Below are 18,939 nucleotides of genomic sequence, written 5' to 3'. Positions count from 1 at the left end.
CAGATCTGACAGTATTTATGACCACTCATCGGAAAATTGACTTATGAAAATTTCGAAGAACCCGGTTCGACCTCAAAGCGCTCGCTATCAATCCAGTCAGAGCCTTTTTCAGCATCGGTGAGGCTCTGCCTGAATCGAAACCATTGCCCTCCCGCCATCAGCAACGGTCCGGACTGCGCTTGCCAGCCGTTCAAGGGATCGACGGGAATGTTCGCGGTCAATACCAGATCCGGGTTGAACCAGCTCACGACTGCTCCGACGCCTTGGCGACCGTTGCCTGCCAGGGACACCGGGTTAGCCACCCAACTACCTGGTGCCGGCACCTCAATGGTGGGCTCGTAAGTGTTCAACACAATCGGCCGCGTTGCCGGCGCCGATTCGAATTCACCGAGCGCCGAGACCACCTCCAGCAAAGAATCGCCACCAGGCTGGTCGAGTTCCAGCCTCACCCACCAAGTGCGATCGGCCCTCACAGGGGCACTTTGATGTGCACTGCCCACCTTGACCGTGACTGTGTCGCCCGACACGCCGAAACCGGACACAACCAATACCCGCCCGGCATGATCATCTGTCGTCGGGGATTCGATATCAGGTGCTTTCGGGACGACCTGATAGGTCACCCGATCACTATCCCTCGAAGTTTGCGGGTCACCGTCATTGTCGTAAATTTGCAGGGCCCAGATGGTTTTATGACCCACCGGCAAGGTCACCACAACACTCCATTCGCCTTCGCTATTTACCTCCGCTTCGGTGAGTGGCGCAGAAGTATCGCCGAGCATCCACACTTCGACCTGTGCGTACGGCATCCCCTTCCCGGAGAGCGTCGAGGTGCGTGACAACTTTTCTCCGCCGTTCGGACAAGTAATCTCCGGAGGGAGTACAACTGCCTTGAATTTGCATTGCTCACTTCGCTTGAAAGGTCGCTCGTAGATCGTTTGCTCCGCCCGAATGACATGCTCGTCAAAAGCCAGACCGGTGAGGTCGATTGACCATTTATCATTGTTGGTGAGCCTCTGCGGCAAAGTCAGATACTTCCCGAATCGGTCATCCCACAATCGCATCGTGGCGCCCTCCATGCCGCCCGAGCCGGTGACGGATATGTCACGGGGTACTTCACTGCCTTGCAGCGGATAAGTGATGACCGGTTGGGCTATCACAGGATAAACCGTGAAAGTCCTGTCCACTTTCGGTGAATCAAGCCCTTGGGCAACCTGATGCACTTCGATCTTGTGAGGGGTATTCACGCTAAAGGGGGTGGGTCGCTGGAACGTCCAGACCTTTGCAACGACGTTCACTTTATACGTCTGTGGATCATCGCTGAAGTTGATGTACACCTCCGCTCCCGACCAACCGCTGCCGCTGAATACCGGGGAAAGGCCCTCTTCGGAAGGTACGTTGAGTTCGGGCGCCAATGGCGGAATAGTGACGTTGAGGACGCACCAGGTGGGTGACCATTGACCATTCAAAACTTGTTTGATGTGGACTTCCCGATTGTTTGTGGGTCCCCACTCTGCCGAAGCTGTGGTTGACCATTCATTACCGACAACATCTTTCGCTGGCGCGGCCAGGTTGGCACTGTTGGGATGACGAACGTGCACCGTGGCGCCATTGAAACCTTTGCCACTGAAGGTTGGCCGGTATTCCACGGTGTGCTTCAAATCGCTGACATCAGGCAGCGCTTTGTTCAGAGTGAATTCCAGGGGCAGCGATTCGATCCAGCCGCCAGCACCGTCGGTAAGTTTCTGAACAATTGTCAGCTTGTATGTACCAACCGGCCAGTTCGTTGCGATGGTTTCCCATTTGCCATTCGCCACGACAACAGGGGGCGGAGGTGTTGCACTCGGGTCACTGTCGATAGTGAACTGCACTGTGGCGCGGTCATGGCCCGCTCCAGAGAATTTCACTGTGGTGTCAGTGGGATAGGTGACGACAGGGTCGGCCAACTTTGGAGGGCGGATTTTGAAGGCGCGGGCAGCGCTGGGCGTCGATGGAATGCCATCCACTTCCTGCACTGCTACAAGGGACAGCACTCCTGGGGCGAGGCTTGCCAGTGATGCGGCCCAATCTCCGGCCGTCGCACCGGGAATACTGATCAACGGCGGATTGCCGGACAGATCCTTGAAGATCTTGATGGTCGCATTTGCCACCGCGCCTTTCCCAGTGAGGGTGAACGATGTGTTTTGTATGCTTGCTGCAGGAGGACCGGCGATCAGAAGCACGGGAGGCCGGATTTGCAGTGACAACGTTTGGCTACGGCCTGAGCGGACGTTATTCGAAATCTGTTCGACGACGAGATTGAGCTTACCCGACGGTACTCCAGTGAGCGGAATACTCCAGGCACCATCGCCCGCTGGCACGGTGCCCGAGCCATAAAGCGGAGTGTCACCCACAGGGGGCAGCACCTCCAGCCGGGCGCCGGGCGTACCGTTGTTACCTTCCAACAGGAAAGACTGATCGTTCAAGGAAGACGGTAGTGGTTTGAGGACCACAGGTGGGGCCAGCACCGTGAAGAGCACAGGTAATGTATATATGCTGGTCGTACCGACATGAGAAACCAAAGCACTGACCGACACGGGACCATTGAGCGTATTCGCTGTAAGAGGCGCTTGCCAGTTTCCTTGGCCATCAATGGTAGTTTCAGCGCTCAGAACTTCACCATGATGGGGAGGAGACTTGACGATGAGCACCTTCGAGTTCGGAGCACCGATGCCACGAAAAATCAGGCCGTTAGCGAGTTCAGGAGTGTTGGGTCTCGGAAAAGTCAAGATTGCTCGATAGATCTCCATTGGCGCTGTACGTTCAGAATACTGTCCGTCGAGTCTCTGAAGTACTTCGATTCTGCTTTTGTTTACGTTAACGGGGAAAGTGATCGCCCCACTCCATTTTCCGGATGTAACAGGCGCCCCCCCAATTACTCCAGTCGGCGTACCCGCGACATAAATAAAGACATACGCTCCGGAAATACCTGTGCCTGCGCCGGGATAAGGTGAACCGGAAATGTTTTTGATCAGATTGATGGTCGGGGGGGGAGGAGGTATGGAATCAAGAGAGACGTCAGAACTCTCGACAGGGAAGTCAACCTGTTCGGATCCACTTTCAACTTCGCCACCCCCTTGTGGGACTTCCAGGGACTCGCCAGGCGTGTCCTCATTTGTACCGTCATTAGATATGGACATAACTGTCTCCTGGACTGTTCAAGAATGGCGATGCTGAGTGCAAAAAATCCTAGGGCGAACTCGTGCACTTGCGCACCTGATACTTCTGACAGTCCCGACCAACGGCAACACTTCCCACAACCTACTCTGACTGCGTCCTGCAAGGGGAGTGACAGCGGGCTACATCGATCACTACTCAAAAAAGCCGCTACTGCGCCGTCGCGCAATTACGTGAATCGTGGCATGCAGATACTCATGGTCGCGCCTGACGTTAACCCCGAAGCGATGGCCATTCAAACCTACTAAACCTTTTCTTCGGTCAGCATTCTGCTGCTCGACCCCGTGACAGCCCCGAAGACAAGCCAAGGCATCTGACGATGGCGATCTATCAATTGAGAGAGATGGGAGTTATTACAGGTGGAGAAGGCGCTGGATCAGGAGCGAGTGATCGCTGTGGTCTGGTTTTGGATCAGGGGAACCTGTGAAGACTCCATCGTTCGCAAGCCCGCTCCGACAGGGTCTGCGTCGACAGCAGCTCTCATGCACAGTGCCAAACTTACAGGCGGCGGCTTACCAGCAATGGCAACAGCGAGCGCCGCCGAAATCAAGCCGAAGCCGGCAACGGCTGAAAACTGAAATACTGCCGCAACGCCTGCACCAACTGGCCAAACTCCACCGGCGGCTGCAGGAGAATGAACCCGGCGTCGTAATGCAGTGGTGTGGCGTCTTCATGGCACCAGACGCAACACGCGGTGAAGTCCATGACCTGTTGGCAGCCATCGCTGGCGGGGATTTTCAGGCGTAGCTGGAAGTCCACGCCCACCATCATCGGCAACTGGCTGATCAGCATCAGCCCGTCTGCGGAGACATTGCCGAGAAAACCGATCTGTTTGTCGGTAACGGTATTGAACACTCTGAGGAAATACGGCAATTGATGCCGTTCGATCCGGCGGTCGGTAAACATGCGCAGTTCGCCATGCAAGGCTCCGTCACAGAGCCGCACCTTTGCTTCGGAACGTTCCTGCATTGCAGGCCCGCTCTCCCCGCTTCCGGTGTGACGGTCGCTACGTCGCCGTCACTTGACCACTTGCCAGTCGCAGGTGTTGCTCCGGGTTTACAGATTCGGCTCTAAACCCGGGTTATTCGACTATAGCTCAGCTTGTACACACGGCCAGATTTTGTATGACAACTGTCATCAGAAGCGGGTCGGGCGCACCACGGCAGCGGCACTGCGCGTCGGGTAATGGCCCAGGCTCTGCAAGGTTTCCAGACGCGCGCGGGCGCGGAAGGCGTATTCGCTGTTCGGGTAAGACGCAATGATGAACTGGTAGGTCTGCGCCGCGTCGACAAACATCTTCTGCCGTTCCAGACACTGGCCGCGCATCATCGACACTTCCGGCCACACGTACGGGCGGGCACGGCTGGCGCGTTCGACCTTGGACAGTTCGAGCATGACCTGCTCGCAATTGCCGCGGTCATAGGCGCTGTAAGCGTTGTTCAAATGATGGTTCATCGACCAACGGGTGCAGCCCGTCACGGCGAGGACGCTGAGGGCAAGGGCGGCAATGGGCAACAATCGCATGGGGGTTCTCCTGTCTTGTGCTCTGTATCGACCCACGGTCGGAAATCTTCAGGCGCGTTTGTCCCAAAGTTGCCTTGTTCAATAAAGAAACCATTAAGTAGTGCAAACGAACAATGACTACACCCTTCGAGCATAGTAGCCTTCGCTAGCGCTTGAACTCAGGAGTCTTTGCATGTCCGTCCGTCGTACCAAAATCGTCGCTACCCTTGGCCCGGCCAGTAACTCGCCGGAAGTTCTCGAACAGCTGATTCTGGCTGGTCTGGACGTTGCCCGTCTGAACTTCTCCCACGGCACCCCCGACGAGCACAAGGCTCGCGCGAAGCTGGTGCGTGACCTCGCTGCCAAGCACGGCCGCTTCGTCGCCCTGCTCGGTGACCTGCAAGGCCCGAAAATCCGTATCGCCAAATTCGCCAACAAGAAGATCGAGCTGAAGATCGGTGACAAGTTCACCTTCTCCACCAGCCATCCGTTGACCGAAGGCAACCAGCAAGTGGTCGGCATCGACTACCCGGATCTGGTCAAGGACTGCGGCGTGGGCGACGAGCTGCTGCTCGACGACGGCCGTGTGGTGATGCGCGTTGATACCCAAACTGACGACGCATTGCATTGCACCGTGACCATCGGCGGCCCGCTGTCCGACCACAAAGGCATCAACCGTCGCGGTGGCGGCCTGACCGCGCCGGCCCTGACTGAAAAAGACAAGGCCGACATCAAGCTCGCCGCTGAAATGGAAGTCGACTACCTCGCAGTGTCCTTCCCGCGTGACGCTGCCGACATGGAATACGCCCGTCAACTGCGCGACGAAGCCGGCGGCACTGCCTGGCTGGTGGCGAAGATCGAACGTGCTGAAGCCGTGGCCGATGACGAAACCCTCGACGGCCTGATCAAGGCGTCCGACGCAGTGATGGTTGCCCGTGGTGACCTCGGTGTGGAAATCGGCGACGCCGAACTGGTGGGCATTCAGAAGAAAATCATTCTGCACGCACGCCGCCACAACAAGGCTGTGATCGTCGCGACCCAGATGATGGAGTCGATGATCCAGAACCCGATGCCGACCCGCGCCGAAGTGTCCGACGTGGCCAACGCCGTGCTCGACTACACCGACGCCGTGATGCTGTCTGCTGAATCCGCTGCCGGTCTGTACCCACTGGAAGCTGTGCAAGCGATGGCGCGCATCTGCGTTGGCGCTGAAAAGCACCCGACCGGTAAAACGTCCAGCCACCGCATCGGCAAGGAATTCACCCGCTGCGACGAAAGCATCGCACTGGCGACCATGTACACCGCCAACCACTTCCCGGGCGTCAAAGCGATCATCGCCCTGACCGAAAGTGGCTACACCCCGCTGATCATGTCGCGTATCCGTTCTTCGGTGCCGATCTATGCGTTCTCGCCGCACCGCGAGACTCAGGCGCGCGCAGCCATGTTCCGTGGCGTGTACACCGTACCGTTCGATCCGGCCTCGCTGGAACCGCACGAAGTCAGCCAGAAGGCGATCGACGAACTGGTCAAGCGCGGCGTTGTGGAAAAAGGCGACTGGGTCATCCTGACCAAGGGCGACAGCTACCACACCACCGGCGGCACCAACGGCATGAAGATCCTGCACGTGGGCGACCCGCAGGTCTGAGTGATGCGCTGAAAAACCAAAGCCCCGCCATGTGAATGGCGGGGCTTTTTGTTGTCTGCGTTGAATCCGACCGGTTCTTTCAAGTCGATGTATAACGCATTACACCTCGGTCGGCTCCCTCTGGGAGAGGGCTGGGCGGGCGGCGTTCCAATGAGGGTTGGCTTTTCAATGCCGTTTGATAAACCCGGTCAACGCCGCCATTGCTTCCGGCGAACGAAGGCGCTGGGTGAACAACACGCCCTCCTCCTCGATCACCTTGCGAATCAACTCGCGATCCGGGGCTTTCATCAATTGTTTGCTGATGCGCACCGCTTCCGCCGGCAATTCTTCAAAACGCAATGCCACTTCCCGTGCCTTGCGCAACGCCGCTTCACCACTGCCCAACGCCTCAGTGGCAATCCCCCACTGCGCAGCCTGTTCACCGCTAAATCCTTCGCCGAGCAACAACAACTCCGCCGCTTTGGTCTGCCCAAGCAAACGCGGCAGGATCAGGCTCGAGCCGAATTCCGGGCACAACCCAAGATTGACGAACGGCATGCGCAACCGCGCATCGCCGCTGACGTAAACCAGATCGCAATGCAACAACAGCGTGGTGCCGATGCCCACCGCCGCGCCGGCTACAGCGGCAATCACCGGCTTGCGGCATTCGAGCAGATTGAGCATGAAATGAAACACCGGGCTGTCGAGGTCGCTCGGCGGTTGCTGGATAAAGTCGGCGATGTCGTTGCCGGCGGTGAAGCACGCGGCGCTGCCGGTGATCAGCACGGCGTTGATCTCAGGATCGCCATCGGCCTGCTTCAGCGCTTCGGCGAGACGGCTGTACATGGCGCGGGTCAGGGCGTTTTTCTTGTCCGGGCGATTGAGCCGCAGGGTCAGCAAACCGCGTTCGCGCTCCAGCAGGATGGCATCAGTCATGGCGTGTCTCGCGTCTGAAATTCAGCGCTCAACCACGGCTCAAAAATACGTCGGCCAGCAGTTGGTTGCGCGGCAATCCGGCCAGGTACAGACGCCTTGCGAAAGCGTCGACACTGGTCGTCGAGCCGCAGACTAAGGCCAGGGTTTGCCGGGAAACAAGGCGCAGTTGCGCCAAAGCGGCGGCTGAGTCGGCCGCCGCCCACAGTTCGACAGTGAGGTTTTCGCGCTGTGCGGCCAGTGCGGCAAGGGGTTTGGCCAGATAGTGTTCATCAGCGTCATGAGCCACATGAATGACGCGGATCGCGCCTTGGTGATCCTGACGCAAGGCTTCGCGCAGCACGCCGAACAACGGGCCAAGACCGGTGCCGGCGGCGAGCAGCCATAGCGGCCGGCTGTGCCAGTCGGGGTCGTAATGCAAGGCGCCGCCGCGCAATTCGCCAAGGCGAATCGCGTCGCCGATCTGCAAACGTCGCGCCGCATCACTGAATTCGCCTGGCTGACGGCAATCAAGGTGGAATTCGAGAAAACGGTCTTCTTCCGGCAGGCTCGCCAGCGAATATGGCCGAGCGATGTGATCGATCCACAACACCAGATGTTGCCCGGCGCTGTAGCGCAACGGCCGTTGCGGGGTCAGACGCAAGCGCAGGACGCTGTCGCTGAGCCAGTCCAGCGCCTCGACCACCGCCGGGCGACCGTCGGTGACCGGGTCGAAGGTGTGCACCTGCAAGTCTTCGACGACCTGACACTGGCACGCCAGACGCCAGCCTTGCTGACGCTGTTCGGCGCTCAAGGCGTCCGGGCGATTGTCGGTGGGCAGGCCTTGCACGCATTGCACCAGACAGGCATGACAACTGCCGGCGCGGCAGCTGTAAGGCACAGCGACGCCGTTCTGATTGAGGGCATCGAGCAGATTGCTGCCCGCCGCCACTGACCATTGTCGTTCACCGACGCGAAGTTCAGGCATCGACGCTCTCCCACGCGGCCGCACAACGATTGCGCCCGTCACGCTTGGCCCGATACAACGCCTGATCGGCACGCTGCAAGGCGTCGTCCAGATCATCGCCCAACGCCAGCAGGGTCATGCCGGCCGACAGGCTGAGGTTGCGCACATTCAGTCCGACCAATTCGACGTCGGTGAAGGCGATGCGCAGACGCTCGCAACACGCGGTCAGCCGTTCGGCATCGCAATCGGGCAGCAACAGGACGAATTCCTCACCACCATAGCGCGCCAGCACATCGCCGTCGCGCAGACAGGCTTGGGCAACGCCGGCGAAGGCCTGCAACACCTGATCGCCGGCGGCATGGCCGTGCAGGTCATTGATGCGTTTGAAGTGGTCGAGGTCGATCAGTGCCAGACCGTGCACGACATCATCGTCCATTGCATTGAGTTCACGTGTGGCCAGACGCAGAAAGTGCCGACGATTGAACAGGCCGGTCAATTCGTCGGTGGCAACCAGATCTTCGAGCTGACGCATCATCCCGCGCAGGGTGTCCTGATGCGCCTGCAAGGCAAACCGGCGCTGGCGCTGGCGTTGCCGCGAAACCTGGACGAACCGTGCGTAAAGCACCAGCCACGCCAGCACCATCGCCAGAATGCACACCTGCAGGGCAGCAAGCGCCGGTTCGCGCAAGCGGAAGTGGTAGCCGTCCCACAGGGTGATCGCGCAGAAACTGAAGAACACCAGCAGTGCGCAGCGGATGAACGCCCGTCGACTGAGATGGAACAGGCCGAACAGCAGGATCAGCACGTAGAACACCAGAAAGGCGCCACGGGCTTCATCCAGATGGGCGATCAGCCAGGTCTGCCAGCCGAGACCGACCAACACCTGCGCTTCGGTCAGGCTGGGATCGGCAAAGCGCAGGTTGCGCCCGCTCCAGAACAGCGCGAACAGCACCGACTGGCTGATCACCACCAGCGCACTGCCAATGGTCACGGAGCTCAGGGACTGGGCGTAATGTCCGGTAAAAAACGCCAGCCACAGCAGCAGCAAAGCCAATCCATAGGTGGCTGCAGCGAGGGCAAAGCGTTTGAGCAAAAGACGTTGAATGGCGTTATGGGTCAATCGTTGACTCACCGTGCGAAAAGAGGCTGACCGAGTGTCCTACTCTACAGACCGGCTGCCACTTTAGAGGCGTAGTCGATAAATGACCACCGATTTTCGGGCTCGAAATTTGACGTCAAAAGTGTGGCCTGCGTCTACCGTCAAAAGCCCCTCACCCTAGCCCTCTCCCAGAGGGAGAGGGGACTGACCGAGTTGTTTTTCCGAGTTACACCGACCTGAAATACCGAGCCGAACTCAGGCTTGAACAACATGAAGATCAGCTTCCTTTCCCGAGTCGAACTCAGGTCTGAACTACATGAAGGTCGGCTCCCTTTCCCCCTCGCCCCCTTGGGGGAGAGGGCTGGGGTGAGGGGGTAGATGCTGAAGTGCAAACCCGATGTCCGATATTCGCCCACCCATGCGACCAACGAATGACTGCCGGCGCGTGTATGCCCCAGCGAGGCGCGGTATACTGCCGCGCCTTTTTAGCGTCGCGCCAGCAGCCCCGGCGTGCCCGGCCCCAAGGGCCAGCTTCAAGTTGCAAGCTTCAAGCCGCTAGCTCAAGCAGTCCGCGTACTGCTCCAACTTGCCGCTGAAAGTTTGAAGCTTGTAGCTGCCCCATAGAATGTTCCCGTCTTTTAGAGGAGCGCGACTCATGACCGTGATCAAGCAAGACGACCTGATTCAGAGCGTTGCCGACGCCCTGCAGTTCATTTCCTATTACCACCCCGTGGATTTCATCCAGGCGATGCACGAAGCCTACCTGCGCGAAGAATCGCCAGCGGCCCGTGACTCGATGGCGCAGATCCTGATCAACTCGCGCATGTGCGCCACCGGCCATCGCCCGATTTGCCAGGACACCGGTATCGTTACCGTGTTCGTGCGCGTCGGCATGGACGTGCGTTGGGATGGCGCCACCATGGGCCTGGACGACATGATCAACGAAGGCGTGCGTCGCGCCTATAACCTGCCGGAAAACGTCCTGCGCGCCTCGATCCTCGCCGACCCGGCGGGCGCTCGCAAAAACACCAAGGACAACACCCCTGCCGTGATTCACTACTCCATCGTCCCGGGCAACACCGTGGAAGTGGACGTGGCGGCCAAAGGCGGCGGTTCCGAGAACAAGTCGAAAATGGCCATGCTCAACCCGTCCGACTCGATCGTTGACTGGGTGCTGAAGACCGTTCCGACCATGGGCGCCGGCTGGTGCCCACCGGGCATGCTCGGCATCGGCATCGGCGGCACCGCCGAGAAAGCCGCAGTCATGGCCAAAGAAGTGTTGATGGAATCCATCGACATTCACGAGCTGAAGGCCCGTGGCCCACAGAACCGCATCGAAGAAATGCGTCTGGAGTTGTTCGAGAAGGTCAACCAGTTGGGCATCGGCGCCCAGGGCCTCGGTGGCCTGACCACCGTGCTCGACGTGAAAATCATGGACTACCCGACCCACGCCGCCTCGCTGCCGGTGTGCATGATCCCGAACTGCGCCGCCACCCGTCACGCGCACTTTGTGCTCGACGGTTCCGGCCCGGCCTCGCTGGAAGCGCCTCCGCTGGACGCCTACCCGGAAATCGTCTGGGAAGCCGGCCCGTCGGCCCGTCGTGTCAACCTCGACACCTTGACTCCGGAAGACGTGCAGAGCTGGAAGCCGGGCGAAACCGTCCTGCTCAACGGCAAAATGCTCACCGGTCGCGACGCCGCGCACAAGCGCATGGTCGAGATGCTCAACAAGGGTGAAACCCTGCCGGTCGACCTCAAAGGTCGCTTCATCTACTACGTCGGTCCGGTTGATCCGGTCGGTGACGAAGTGGTTGGCCCGGCGGGCCCGACCACCGCAACGCGGATGGACAAGTTCACCCGGCAGATCCTTGAGCAAACCGGCTTGCTGGGCATGATCGGCAAATCCGAGCGCGGCCCTACCGCGATCGAAGCGATCAAGGACAACAAAGCCGTGTACCTGATGGCCGTTGGCGGCGCGGCTTATCTGGTTGCTCAGGCGATCAAGAAGTCGAAGGTGCTGGCATTCGCCGAACTGGGCATGGAAGCGATCTACGAGTTCGAGGTCAAGGACATGCCGGTCACCGTCGCGGTGGACAGCAAAGGTGAATCGGTACACATCACCGGCCCGGCGATCTGGCAACAGAAGATCAGCGAAAGCCTGGCGGTAGAAGTGCAGTAAGCCCTTCGCTCCAATAAAAAACGGCCGGTTCATCCGCAGGGATGAGCCGGCCGTTTTTTGTATGTGTAACACTCTCGCGATAAAAAACCTGCCGAAGCACACAAAATGATCTTGCGCACCTGTCAGATCTGACAGGTTCATTTCAGCGCCATTCTTGTTAGCGTCAACCCATTCACGCCCAACCTGTGCGCAATGGATTCGACCATGGCCGAGCAACAAGAGCTGAGCATCACCACGCCTTCCATCGCCAAAAGCGCATCGATCGCCACCATCGGCAAAAGCTGGGGCGCCGTGGGGCCGACCGGCGCGGCGTCGTTCGATCTGCCGATTCCCGTTTCAGCCGGGCGCGGCTGGGATCCGCAATTTGCACTGGTCTACAGCAGCCAGAGCGGCAACGGTCCTTTCGGCCTCTCGTGGAACCTCAGCGGCGTAGGACAGATCAGCCGCCGCACCAACAAAGGTGTACCGCGTTACACCGACCACGACGAGATCATCGGCACCGATGGCGAAGTGTGGATGCCGGAGCTTGAGGCCGATGGCTCGATCAAATCGCGCGTGGAATCGCACTACAACGGTGTCGAGACCGGCCCGCACGACGTGGTGCGTTACTCGCCGAAGATCGAAAGCGATTTTGCCCTGCGCGAGCGCTGGCAGCCGCAAACGGAAAAAGCAGACGCCGGCGTGTTCTGGCTGATCCACGGTGCCGACGGCTCGCTGCACCTCTACGGAAAAACGGCCGCGTCGCGCATTGCCGATCCCGATGCACCGCAGCGAGTCGCCACCTGGTTGCTCTGCGAAAGTCTGAACGCTCGCGGCGAACATATCTGCTATGAGTACAAGGCCGATGACGAGGATCCCGCCCCCCTGCATGACTATCGAGCTCAGCGCTATCTGCGCCGCGTGTGCTACGGCAACTTCACCGCCAGCAGCGACCTTTACAGCTGGACAATAGACAATCCCGCCGACCTGGACTGGCACTTTCATCTGCTGTTCGATTACGGCGAGCGCAGCCCGTCACTGACCGAAATCCCGGCGTATGACGGGGCTCCATTGAAACCCTGGAATGTCAGGCCGGACCGTTTCTTGACCCACGGCCAGGGTTTTGAACTGGGCACACGCAGGCTTTGCCGGCAAACGTTGATGTTCCATCACTTTCCAAAGTCCCCAACTGACCGACCGAAACTGGTGCGCCGGCTGCTGCTGGAATACCACACGCCGCAGAACGTTACGCAGTGGGCTTACAGCCAGATCAGCGCGGCGCATTATCAGGCCTTCGATGCCAGCGGTGTTGTCGAAAACACACCACCGATCGAGTTTGAGTGCGCCCCTTTCGACCTCCGGAAAACGCCGTCTCGTTTGTTGGAAGCGAGTGTGCAACCCGGAATCGAAGACGCTGACTCTTTCCTTTGCGTCGATCTTTTCGGCGAAAGTCTGCCGGGGTTTCTCTGCCGCCATGACCAATGCTGGTACTACCGCGAACCGCTGCGAGGCAAGCCCGCAACGGATGAAATCACCTACGGGCCATGGACCGCACTGGACAAGATTCCGGTGGCCGATCGCATCCGCGCCGTGCTCCAACTGCTCACCGACATGACCGGCGACGGCCGCCTCGACTGGATCAGTGCGCAACCGGGCAGCAGCGGTTTCCGCACGCTGACCGCACAGCACGTATTCGCCGATTTCGTTCCCTTTGAAAAATTCCCGCTGGAGTTTTTCAACGCACGCTCGGTGCGGGGTGATTTCAGCGGCGACGGCCTGCTCTCCATTGGCTTGATCAGCCCTCACTCGGTCAAGGTCTACGCCAACCGACGCGAACACGGTTTCGCTGCCGCCGAAGAGGTCGCGCACCAGCCAATCGACGATCGCTTGCCAGTGTTCAGCGACTCCCCCACCGAACTGGTGCTGCTGGGCAATCTGCTGGGCAGCGACATGCCTGAGCTATGCCGCATTCGTCACGATGAAATCCGCTGCTGGCCGAACCTCGGTCATGGACGTTTTGGCAAAGGTCGCAAGATCTGCGAGTTGCCGTTCACCTACGAGCAATTCGATGCGTCTCGCGTACGTCTGGCTGACCTTGACGGCTCCGGCACGGCGGCATTGATTTATCTGAAAGCCGACTTTTTCGAGATCTACCTGAATCGCGGCGGCAACGGTGTGGAGCAGATTCCTGTTCTGGTGCCGTGGCCCGAGGGCGTGCGCTACGACCGCCTCAGCCAGGTCAGTTTTGCCGACCTGCAGGGCTTGGGGTGTGCCAGCCTGATTCTGACCGTGCCGTACTTGAAACCGCAGCATTGGCGCTACGATTTCGTCGACGCGAAGCCCTACCTGCTGACCGGCAGCAATAACAACATGGGTTGCAGCGCCGAGGTGGTCTACCGCAGTTCAGCGCAGGAATGGCTGGATGAAAAACAGCGCTTGCTCAGTCTCAAGCGCCTGCCGGTTTCACACTTGCCGTTCCCCGTGGCGGTGGTCAAAAAACAGCAACAGCTGGATGAAATCACCGGCAATTGCCTGACCCAGACCTTCACTTGGCGCGAAGGCGTCTACGACAGTCGTGAGCGCGAATTCCGCGGTTTCGGCCTGCTGCAACAAACCGACAGCGAGAGTGCCAGCGGTGACGACGACGTCGGCTTCAGCGAACCGGTGCGGGTGTGCACCTGGTTTCATACCGGACAGTCGATGGACCGGTCGCGCGATGGCTATTTCAATCACGACCCCGAGGCTGTGCCGCTGGGCAACACGCTGTTCAGTCGTTATCACGCCGAGGATGACTGCGAAGAACTGATAGCTGCGCCGGACGAGGACACCCGCTATCAGATCGCCCGGGCGCTGGTCGGCTCAGTCATTCGCACTGAAACCTGGGCCGATACCGAGGTGGATGCCCCCGGAATCGCCACACCCTACGCGGTCCAAGAGTCACGTTATCTGGTGCGCGAAGTGACCGCCCAAGGCCGCTATGCCGGCTTGATCGTGTTACCGCTGCTGCTGGAGAAAATCAGCTATCAGTACGACCGGTTCGTCGACGACCCGCAATGCCGCCAAGAGGTAAATCTGCGCTGGAATATCCATGGTCAGTCAACGCATTCACTGGTCATCAGCTTCGCCCGGCGCCTCACCGAAATGGACCAACCGCCGTTTGTCGATCTCGATGAGCGGCAATGGTGGTACGACGCTCACGACGAAGCCCAGCAATCGTTTTACCTGAGTGAGATCCGATCAGCGTTCATTGATCTGCTCACTGACTTGCAGCATTGGCGACTGAACTTGCCCTATCTGCAGCGCAGCAATGCGCTGGTCTTGCCCAAGGGCACCCTGCCCGGCGGGCTTACACCAGCGCAAGTTTGCTATGAAAGCCTGATGGCGCATGAAGATTCGCCGAGCTGGAATACCGAGCGGGTATTGACCACGCAGTCGGTGCAACGCTATCTGGATACCGACGGAACGCTGCTGGACGACGGCGTGGCCGGATTCGAAGCTCTGGTCGGCCCGCTGGAGCTGGCGCAACTGGACAAAACTGCACTGGACGCTTACAGCGTACTGCCCCCGCCATTCAACGTGCGGGACGAACTGCAAAAGATCGGTTATCTGCCGATGCCTTTCCTGTTCTGGGTGAGTCCATTGGGCGGTACGGAGCACGACCTGTGGTCGGCCAGTTTCGGCTATGCCGAATACGCTGGCCTCGACGGTTTCTACAAAGTACAGCGTTATCGCGAAACCCTCAGCCATGGCTACACCCGCGCCGAATACGACGCGCACGCACTGGCCGTGACGCGGGTGGTGCTGCCGGACGGCTGCACCACCCGCATTGAGTACGATTACCACGCGCTGCAACCGCTGAAGATCTTCGATGCCAATGACAACGTTCAGGAAGCGATCTACGAGCCATCCGGCCAGCCGATCGCCAGCAGCTTTTTCGGCACAGAAAACGGCCAGCCTGCCGGCTTCTGCCCGCTGGACAAGTACAGCATTCCAGAAGACCGGCGCCCGGAGACGGCCATTGCCGACCCGGCCGCTGCCGTACAGAAAGCAGCGAGCACTCTGCGCAAGGACCTGTTCAGCTGGATGGGCCAGATTGCGAATGACACCAGCGCTGCCAACGAATGGATTGCCAGCGGTTATTTGCTGCCCAGCGGCCACATCAGGGCCAGCGCGCGCCGTCGACTGGCCCAGCGTCACGGTAACCTGACGGCTGCCGAGCAGGCACTGTACGAGGCGATCGTTGCCGCCTGGCGCGAACCGGTGCACAGCGTCATGCTCACTGCCGACCGTTATCCCTACGATCCAGTGTCAGCGCTGATCCAGATCATCAAAGCCTGTGTCGACGGATTTGGCCGAGAACTGCAGACCCAACAATTGGTCGATCCGGGGATCGCCTATGCCGTGGACGCCAAAGGCTGGTTGATCGTAGAAAACGGCCAGTTGGTAACGGTTCAGGCAGACCCGCGCTGGCGCATCAGCGCGCGGGTCGAATACAACAACAAGGGCTTGCCGGTGCGGCAGTTCCGAGCGTTTTTCGCCGACACCCACCGTTACGTCAACGATGGATCCCTGCGCCAATCGGGCTTTTTCGATCAGTTGTTCTATGACGCTCTGGGGCGCCAGATCAAAGTGGTCAACGCCAAAGGCGACTTCTCCCGCGAGATGTACCATCCCTGGTATCACGCCAGCGAAGACTTCAATGACACCGCAGAGTCGCCTGCGTCCGCCAGGACTTCACGGCCGTGACCGCCAACGTGCATCGACGTACCCCGGCACTGGCCGTGAGCGACGCTCGGGGCCTGCCGGTGCGCCAAATTGCCTACCTGCGCAGCGCCGTCGGTGACGTGGCCGAAACCCTGCTAACCCGTCAGACACACGACCACGCTGGACATCCGGTCGCGCAATATGACCCACGCCTGCCGGCCCCGTGTCTGGTCACGGTCTACAGCCTGAACAGTGCCGTGTTGAAATCCGCCAGTGTCGACGCCGGCTGGCGCCTGAACTTGCCGGGCCTGGCCGGTGAACCTTTACAGCGCTGGGATGAACGTGGCAGCCATTGGCGCACGCGCTTCGATGAGCAATTGCGCGTCGTGGCCGTCGAGGAAAACGCCGAGGCCGATGTCGATGTGTTCACCTACGCCGATGCCTCGGCCGATGCCGCGCACAACCAGCGCGGCCAGTTGCTGGAACAGCAGGACCGCTCGGGTTCGCTGCGCGCCGACAGCTTCGCCCTTACCGGCCAGCCGCGGCAAGAGACGCGCACCTTCCACGATGACGCAGCGTTCACCCGTCATCAGGTTTTCAGCCCATTGGGCGCGCTGCTGGAGCAGACCGATGCCGGCGGCCATCGGCAACAGTCGCGCTATGGTCTCGCCGGGCAACTCAAACACACGCAGTTGCTGATCAACGGCAAGACCGATTGGCAACCGGTGATACTGGACGCGCAGTACAACGCGGCCGAGCAGATCACCGAGCAACTGGCCGGCAACAAGGTCCTCAGCCAATGGAGCTATGACCCGGCGGACGGTCGCCTGCACACCCAGTCCAGCCGCAAGAGCGGCGGCGATGTCCTGCAAGACTTCGAATACTTTTACGACCGCGTCGGCAATATCACCCGCATCGAAGACCACGTCTTCCAGCCACGATATTTCGCCAATCAGTTCATCGACGGCCATCGCGATTTCATTTACGACTCGCTTTCCCGCGTGACCAGTGCCACGGGTTACGACGACGCCCCGCCCTCCGACATACCCGGCCTGCCGCAACCGGGCGACCCGAACAATCGCCTCAACTACACCCGGACGTATAAGTACGATCGTGGCGGCAACCTGATCGAACTTCGCCACGTGCGCGCTGGCAACAATTGCACTCGGCAGATGCGCATCGACCCGAACAGCAATCGCGGAGTGCGCTGGAAACCGGGTGATGCAGAACCGGTGTTCGATGTCCTGTTTGATCGACACGGCAATCAGCAAGCGGTGCAACCGGGACAACCGATCACCTGGAACGCCCGCAACGAAGTGCAAAAGGTGACCCTGATAGTGCGCGCAAACGAGCGCAGTGATGCCGAGCACTACGACTACAGTCAAGGCACACGTGTCCTCAAACACTACGAAACCTTCACCGCCAGCACCGAACATTTCCAGCAGGTGCGCTACCTGCCAGGTCTGGAAATCCGTACGCGGGATAACGGCGAAGAACTGCACGTTATCAATATCGGCAACGCGCGCTGCCTGCATTGGGTGGCGAAAAAACCCGAAGGCATCGACAACGATCAACTGCGTTACAGCCTCGAAGACCACCTTGGCTCCTGTGTCATGGAACTCGATCAACAGGCACAAGTGATCAGCCAGGAAGGCTATTACCCCTTCGGCGAAACGGCGTGGATGGCTTGTCGCAACGAAGTAGAGGTGAGTTACAGATTCATCCGTTATTCGGGCAAGGAGATGGATATCAGTGGGCTGTATTACTACGGCGCCAGATATTACGCACCGTGGCTACAGCGCTGGATCAGTGCGGATCCGGCGGGAGATGTGGACGGGTTGAATCTCTATGGTTTTGTCGGCAACAACCCAGTGCTCCATGTCGACCAGACGGGGACTTCAAAAGTTGTTTTCGACTTGATCAAACAAGCCGTCGGTATATTCAATAGCGCAAAAACAGCGACAGAACAGTTGCACAATTTAACCACCGAATTCGATGGTTTGGTCCCGGAGGGCGCGAACATCGAAGAACTTCGCGAACGTATGACGTTTGGCGAATTCATCAAATCCAGGCACGGCATCAAATCAGTCTTTTATGGCGCCGGGAAAGGTATGGTCATTGGCGGCTTTATTGGCACCGCAGTACCGGGCATTGGCAACGTCATAGGTTCAGTCGCAGGAACGATTGCGGGTGCAATCGTTTTCCCGGTACTTCGCTACCACTTTTTCAAGAAGGGTTTGAAGCTGGCGGAGACGCTGCACACGCAGGAACTCAAAGATGGCTTGAATACACTAGGCCAGACGGTTTCAAACCTGGCGGAAGGCGCAGAGGATTTTATCAAAGGTGGCAAAGCCCTGATCGACAGCATCAAAAACTTCGCCGACACCCTCGAAGCCTATCCGGACCGTATTCAGACAACATTCTATAGTCAGTTTGATTCACTCTCCCCCGAGCTACAACGCCGTGTATTGAAACTGATGAGAGAAGGGATGGATCCGTTTGAGTCAATCACTGAGGTAAGGAAAGTAGCGGAAGATACGGGGGGCAATCCGGTCGCCAGCGCGGGATCCCCAGTGGTGCTTGTTCTCGATTCGGAGGGTACCTTCGTGCCTCCTGGTGCCACAGGAGCGACAAGTGCGCGCAGATCCAGCTCATATCGGCGCAGCAGGAGCGAGTCGTTTACACAAGCCAAAAATGAGACGTACGCGTAACGTCAGCTCGAGCGCCCGTCGCCGGTTTTTTCAGGGTGGCACGCATTC

The 18,939-nt window shown here is 59.2% G+C and carries 10 protein-coding genes; 4 read left to right on the top strand and 6 right to left on the bottom strand.

The genetic code is table 11. The features are described from left to right. Positions 1–41: 41 nt before the first annotated feature. The 3 genes from ACOYXE_RS29215 to ACOYXE_RS29205 form a co-directional block, all read right to left on the bottom strand. The gene (locus tag ACOYXE_RS29215; RefSeq protein ID WP_460927238.1) at positions 42–3,176 is read right to left on the bottom strand and encodes an Ig-like domain-containing protein; all 3,135 of its coding nucleotides are present in this window, start codon (positions 3,174–3,176) and stop codon (positions 42–44) included. Positions 3,177–3,759: 583 nt separating this feature from the next. Further along, entirely contained in the window at positions 3,760–4,119 is a 360-nt protein-coding gene (locus tag ACOYXE_RS29210; RefSeq protein WP_160060131.1) for a PilZ domain-containing protein, read from the bottom strand. A 231-nt stretch (positions 4,120–4,350) separates the two neighbouring features. Beyond that, positions 4,351–4,737, bottom strand: coding sequence for a tetratricopeptide repeat protein (locus ACOYXE_RS29205; protein ID WP_160059201.1), 387 nt, complete (start codon positions 4,735–4,737; stop codon positions 4,351–4,353). Between the two features lie 172 nt (positions 4,738–4,909). Between ACOYXE_RS29205 and pyk the strand changes: the two genes are divergently transcribed. Next, complete coding sequence (gene pyk / locus ACOYXE_RS29200; RefSeq protein ID WP_122589649.1) at positions 4,910–6,361, top strand: pyruvate kinase; 1,452 nt, start codon at positions 4,910–4,912, stop codon at positions 6,359–6,361. A gap of 165 nt (positions 6,362–6,526) precedes the next feature. Here the strand turns inward: pyk and ACOYXE_RS29195 are convergent, their stop codons facing one another. From ACOYXE_RS29195 to ACOYXE_RS29185, 3 genes are read right to left on the bottom strand one after another with little or no spacing between them, the layout of a single operon-like run. Then, positions 6,527–7,276 (bottom strand): enoyl-CoA hydratase-related protein, encoded by a 750-nt coding sequence (locus ACOYXE_RS29195; RefSeq protein WP_460927235.1) that lies wholly within the window; start codon positions 7,274–7,276, stop codon positions 6,527–6,529. Positions 7,277–7,304: 28 nt separating this feature from the next. Then, complete coding sequence (locus tag ACOYXE_RS29190; protein ID WP_160059203.1) at positions 7,305–8,240, bottom strand: iron-sulfur-binding ferredoxin reductase; 936 nt, start codon at positions 8,238–8,240, stop codon at positions 7,305–7,307. Next, entirely contained in the window at positions 8,233–9,339 is a 1,107-nt protein-coding gene (locus ACOYXE_RS29185; RefSeq protein WP_160059204.1) for a GGDEF domain-containing protein, read from the bottom strand. The genes ACOYXE_RS29190 and ACOYXE_RS29185 overlap by 8 nt, the downstream gene beginning before the upstream one ends. A gap of 634 nt (positions 9,340–9,973) precedes the next feature. Here ACOYXE_RS29185 and ACOYXE_RS29180 point away from each other — a divergent pair. From ACOYXE_RS29180 to ACOYXE_RS29170, 3 genes are all read left to right on the top strand, one after another. Beyond that, positions 9,974–11,497 (top strand): fumarate hydratase, encoded by a 1,524-nt coding sequence (locus tag ACOYXE_RS29180; RefSeq protein WP_007916251.1) that lies wholly within the window; start codon positions 9,974–9,976, stop codon positions 11,495–11,497. A 204-nt stretch (positions 11,498–11,701) separates the two neighbouring features. Further along, on the top strand, positions 11,702–16,222 hold the full coding sequence (locus ACOYXE_RS29175; RefSeq protein WP_460927232.1) for a SpvB/TcaC N-terminal domain-containing protein: 4,521 nt from the start codon (positions 11,702–11,704) through the stop codon (positions 16,220–16,222). Then, a complete protein-coding gene (locus ACOYXE_RS29170; protein ID WP_460927230.1) occupies positions 16,219–18,891 on the top strand; it encodes an RHS repeat-associated core domain-containing protein in 2,673 nt (890 codons plus the stop codon). The genes ACOYXE_RS29175 and ACOYXE_RS29170 overlap by 4 nt, the downstream gene beginning before the upstream one ends. Positions 18,892–18,939 lie beyond the last annotated feature (48 nt).

The organism is Pseudomonas sp. MC6 (assembly GCF_054790575.1).
This window is presented reverse-complemented; position numbering and strand designations above follow the sequence as displayed.

Coding starts and splice junctions, on each gene's coding strand:
- ACOYXE_RS29205 (WP_160059201.1), bottom strand. CDS start 4,737: ATGCGATTGTTGCCCATTGCCGCCCTTGCCCTCAGCGTCCTCGCCGTG.
- ACOYXE_RS29180 (WP_007916251.1), top strand. CDS start 9,974: ATGACCGTGATCAAGCAAGACGACCTGATTCAGAGCGTTGCCGACGCC.
- ACOYXE_RS29215 (WP_460927238.1), bottom strand. CDS start 3,176: ATGTCCATATCTAATGACGGTACAAATGAGGACACGCCTGGCGAGTCC.
- pyk (WP_122589649.1), top strand. CDS start 4,910: ATGTCCGTCCGTCGTACCAAAATCGTCGCTACCCTTGGCCCGGCCAGT.
- ACOYXE_RS29190 (WP_160059203.1), bottom strand. CDS start 8,240: ATGCCTGAACTTCGCGTCGGTGAACGACAATGGTCAGTGGCGGCGGGC.
- ACOYXE_RS29175 (WP_460927232.1), top strand. CDS start 11,702: ATGGCCGAGCAACAAGAGCTGAGCATCACCACGCCTTCCATCGCCAAA.
- ACOYXE_RS29210 (WP_160060131.1), bottom strand. CDS start 4,119: ATGTTTACCGACCGCCGGATCGAACGGCATCAATTGCCGTATTTCCTC.
- ACOYXE_RS29195 (WP_460927235.1), bottom strand. CDS start 7,276: ATGACTGATGCCATCCTGCTGGAGCGCGAACGCGGTTTGCTGACCCTG.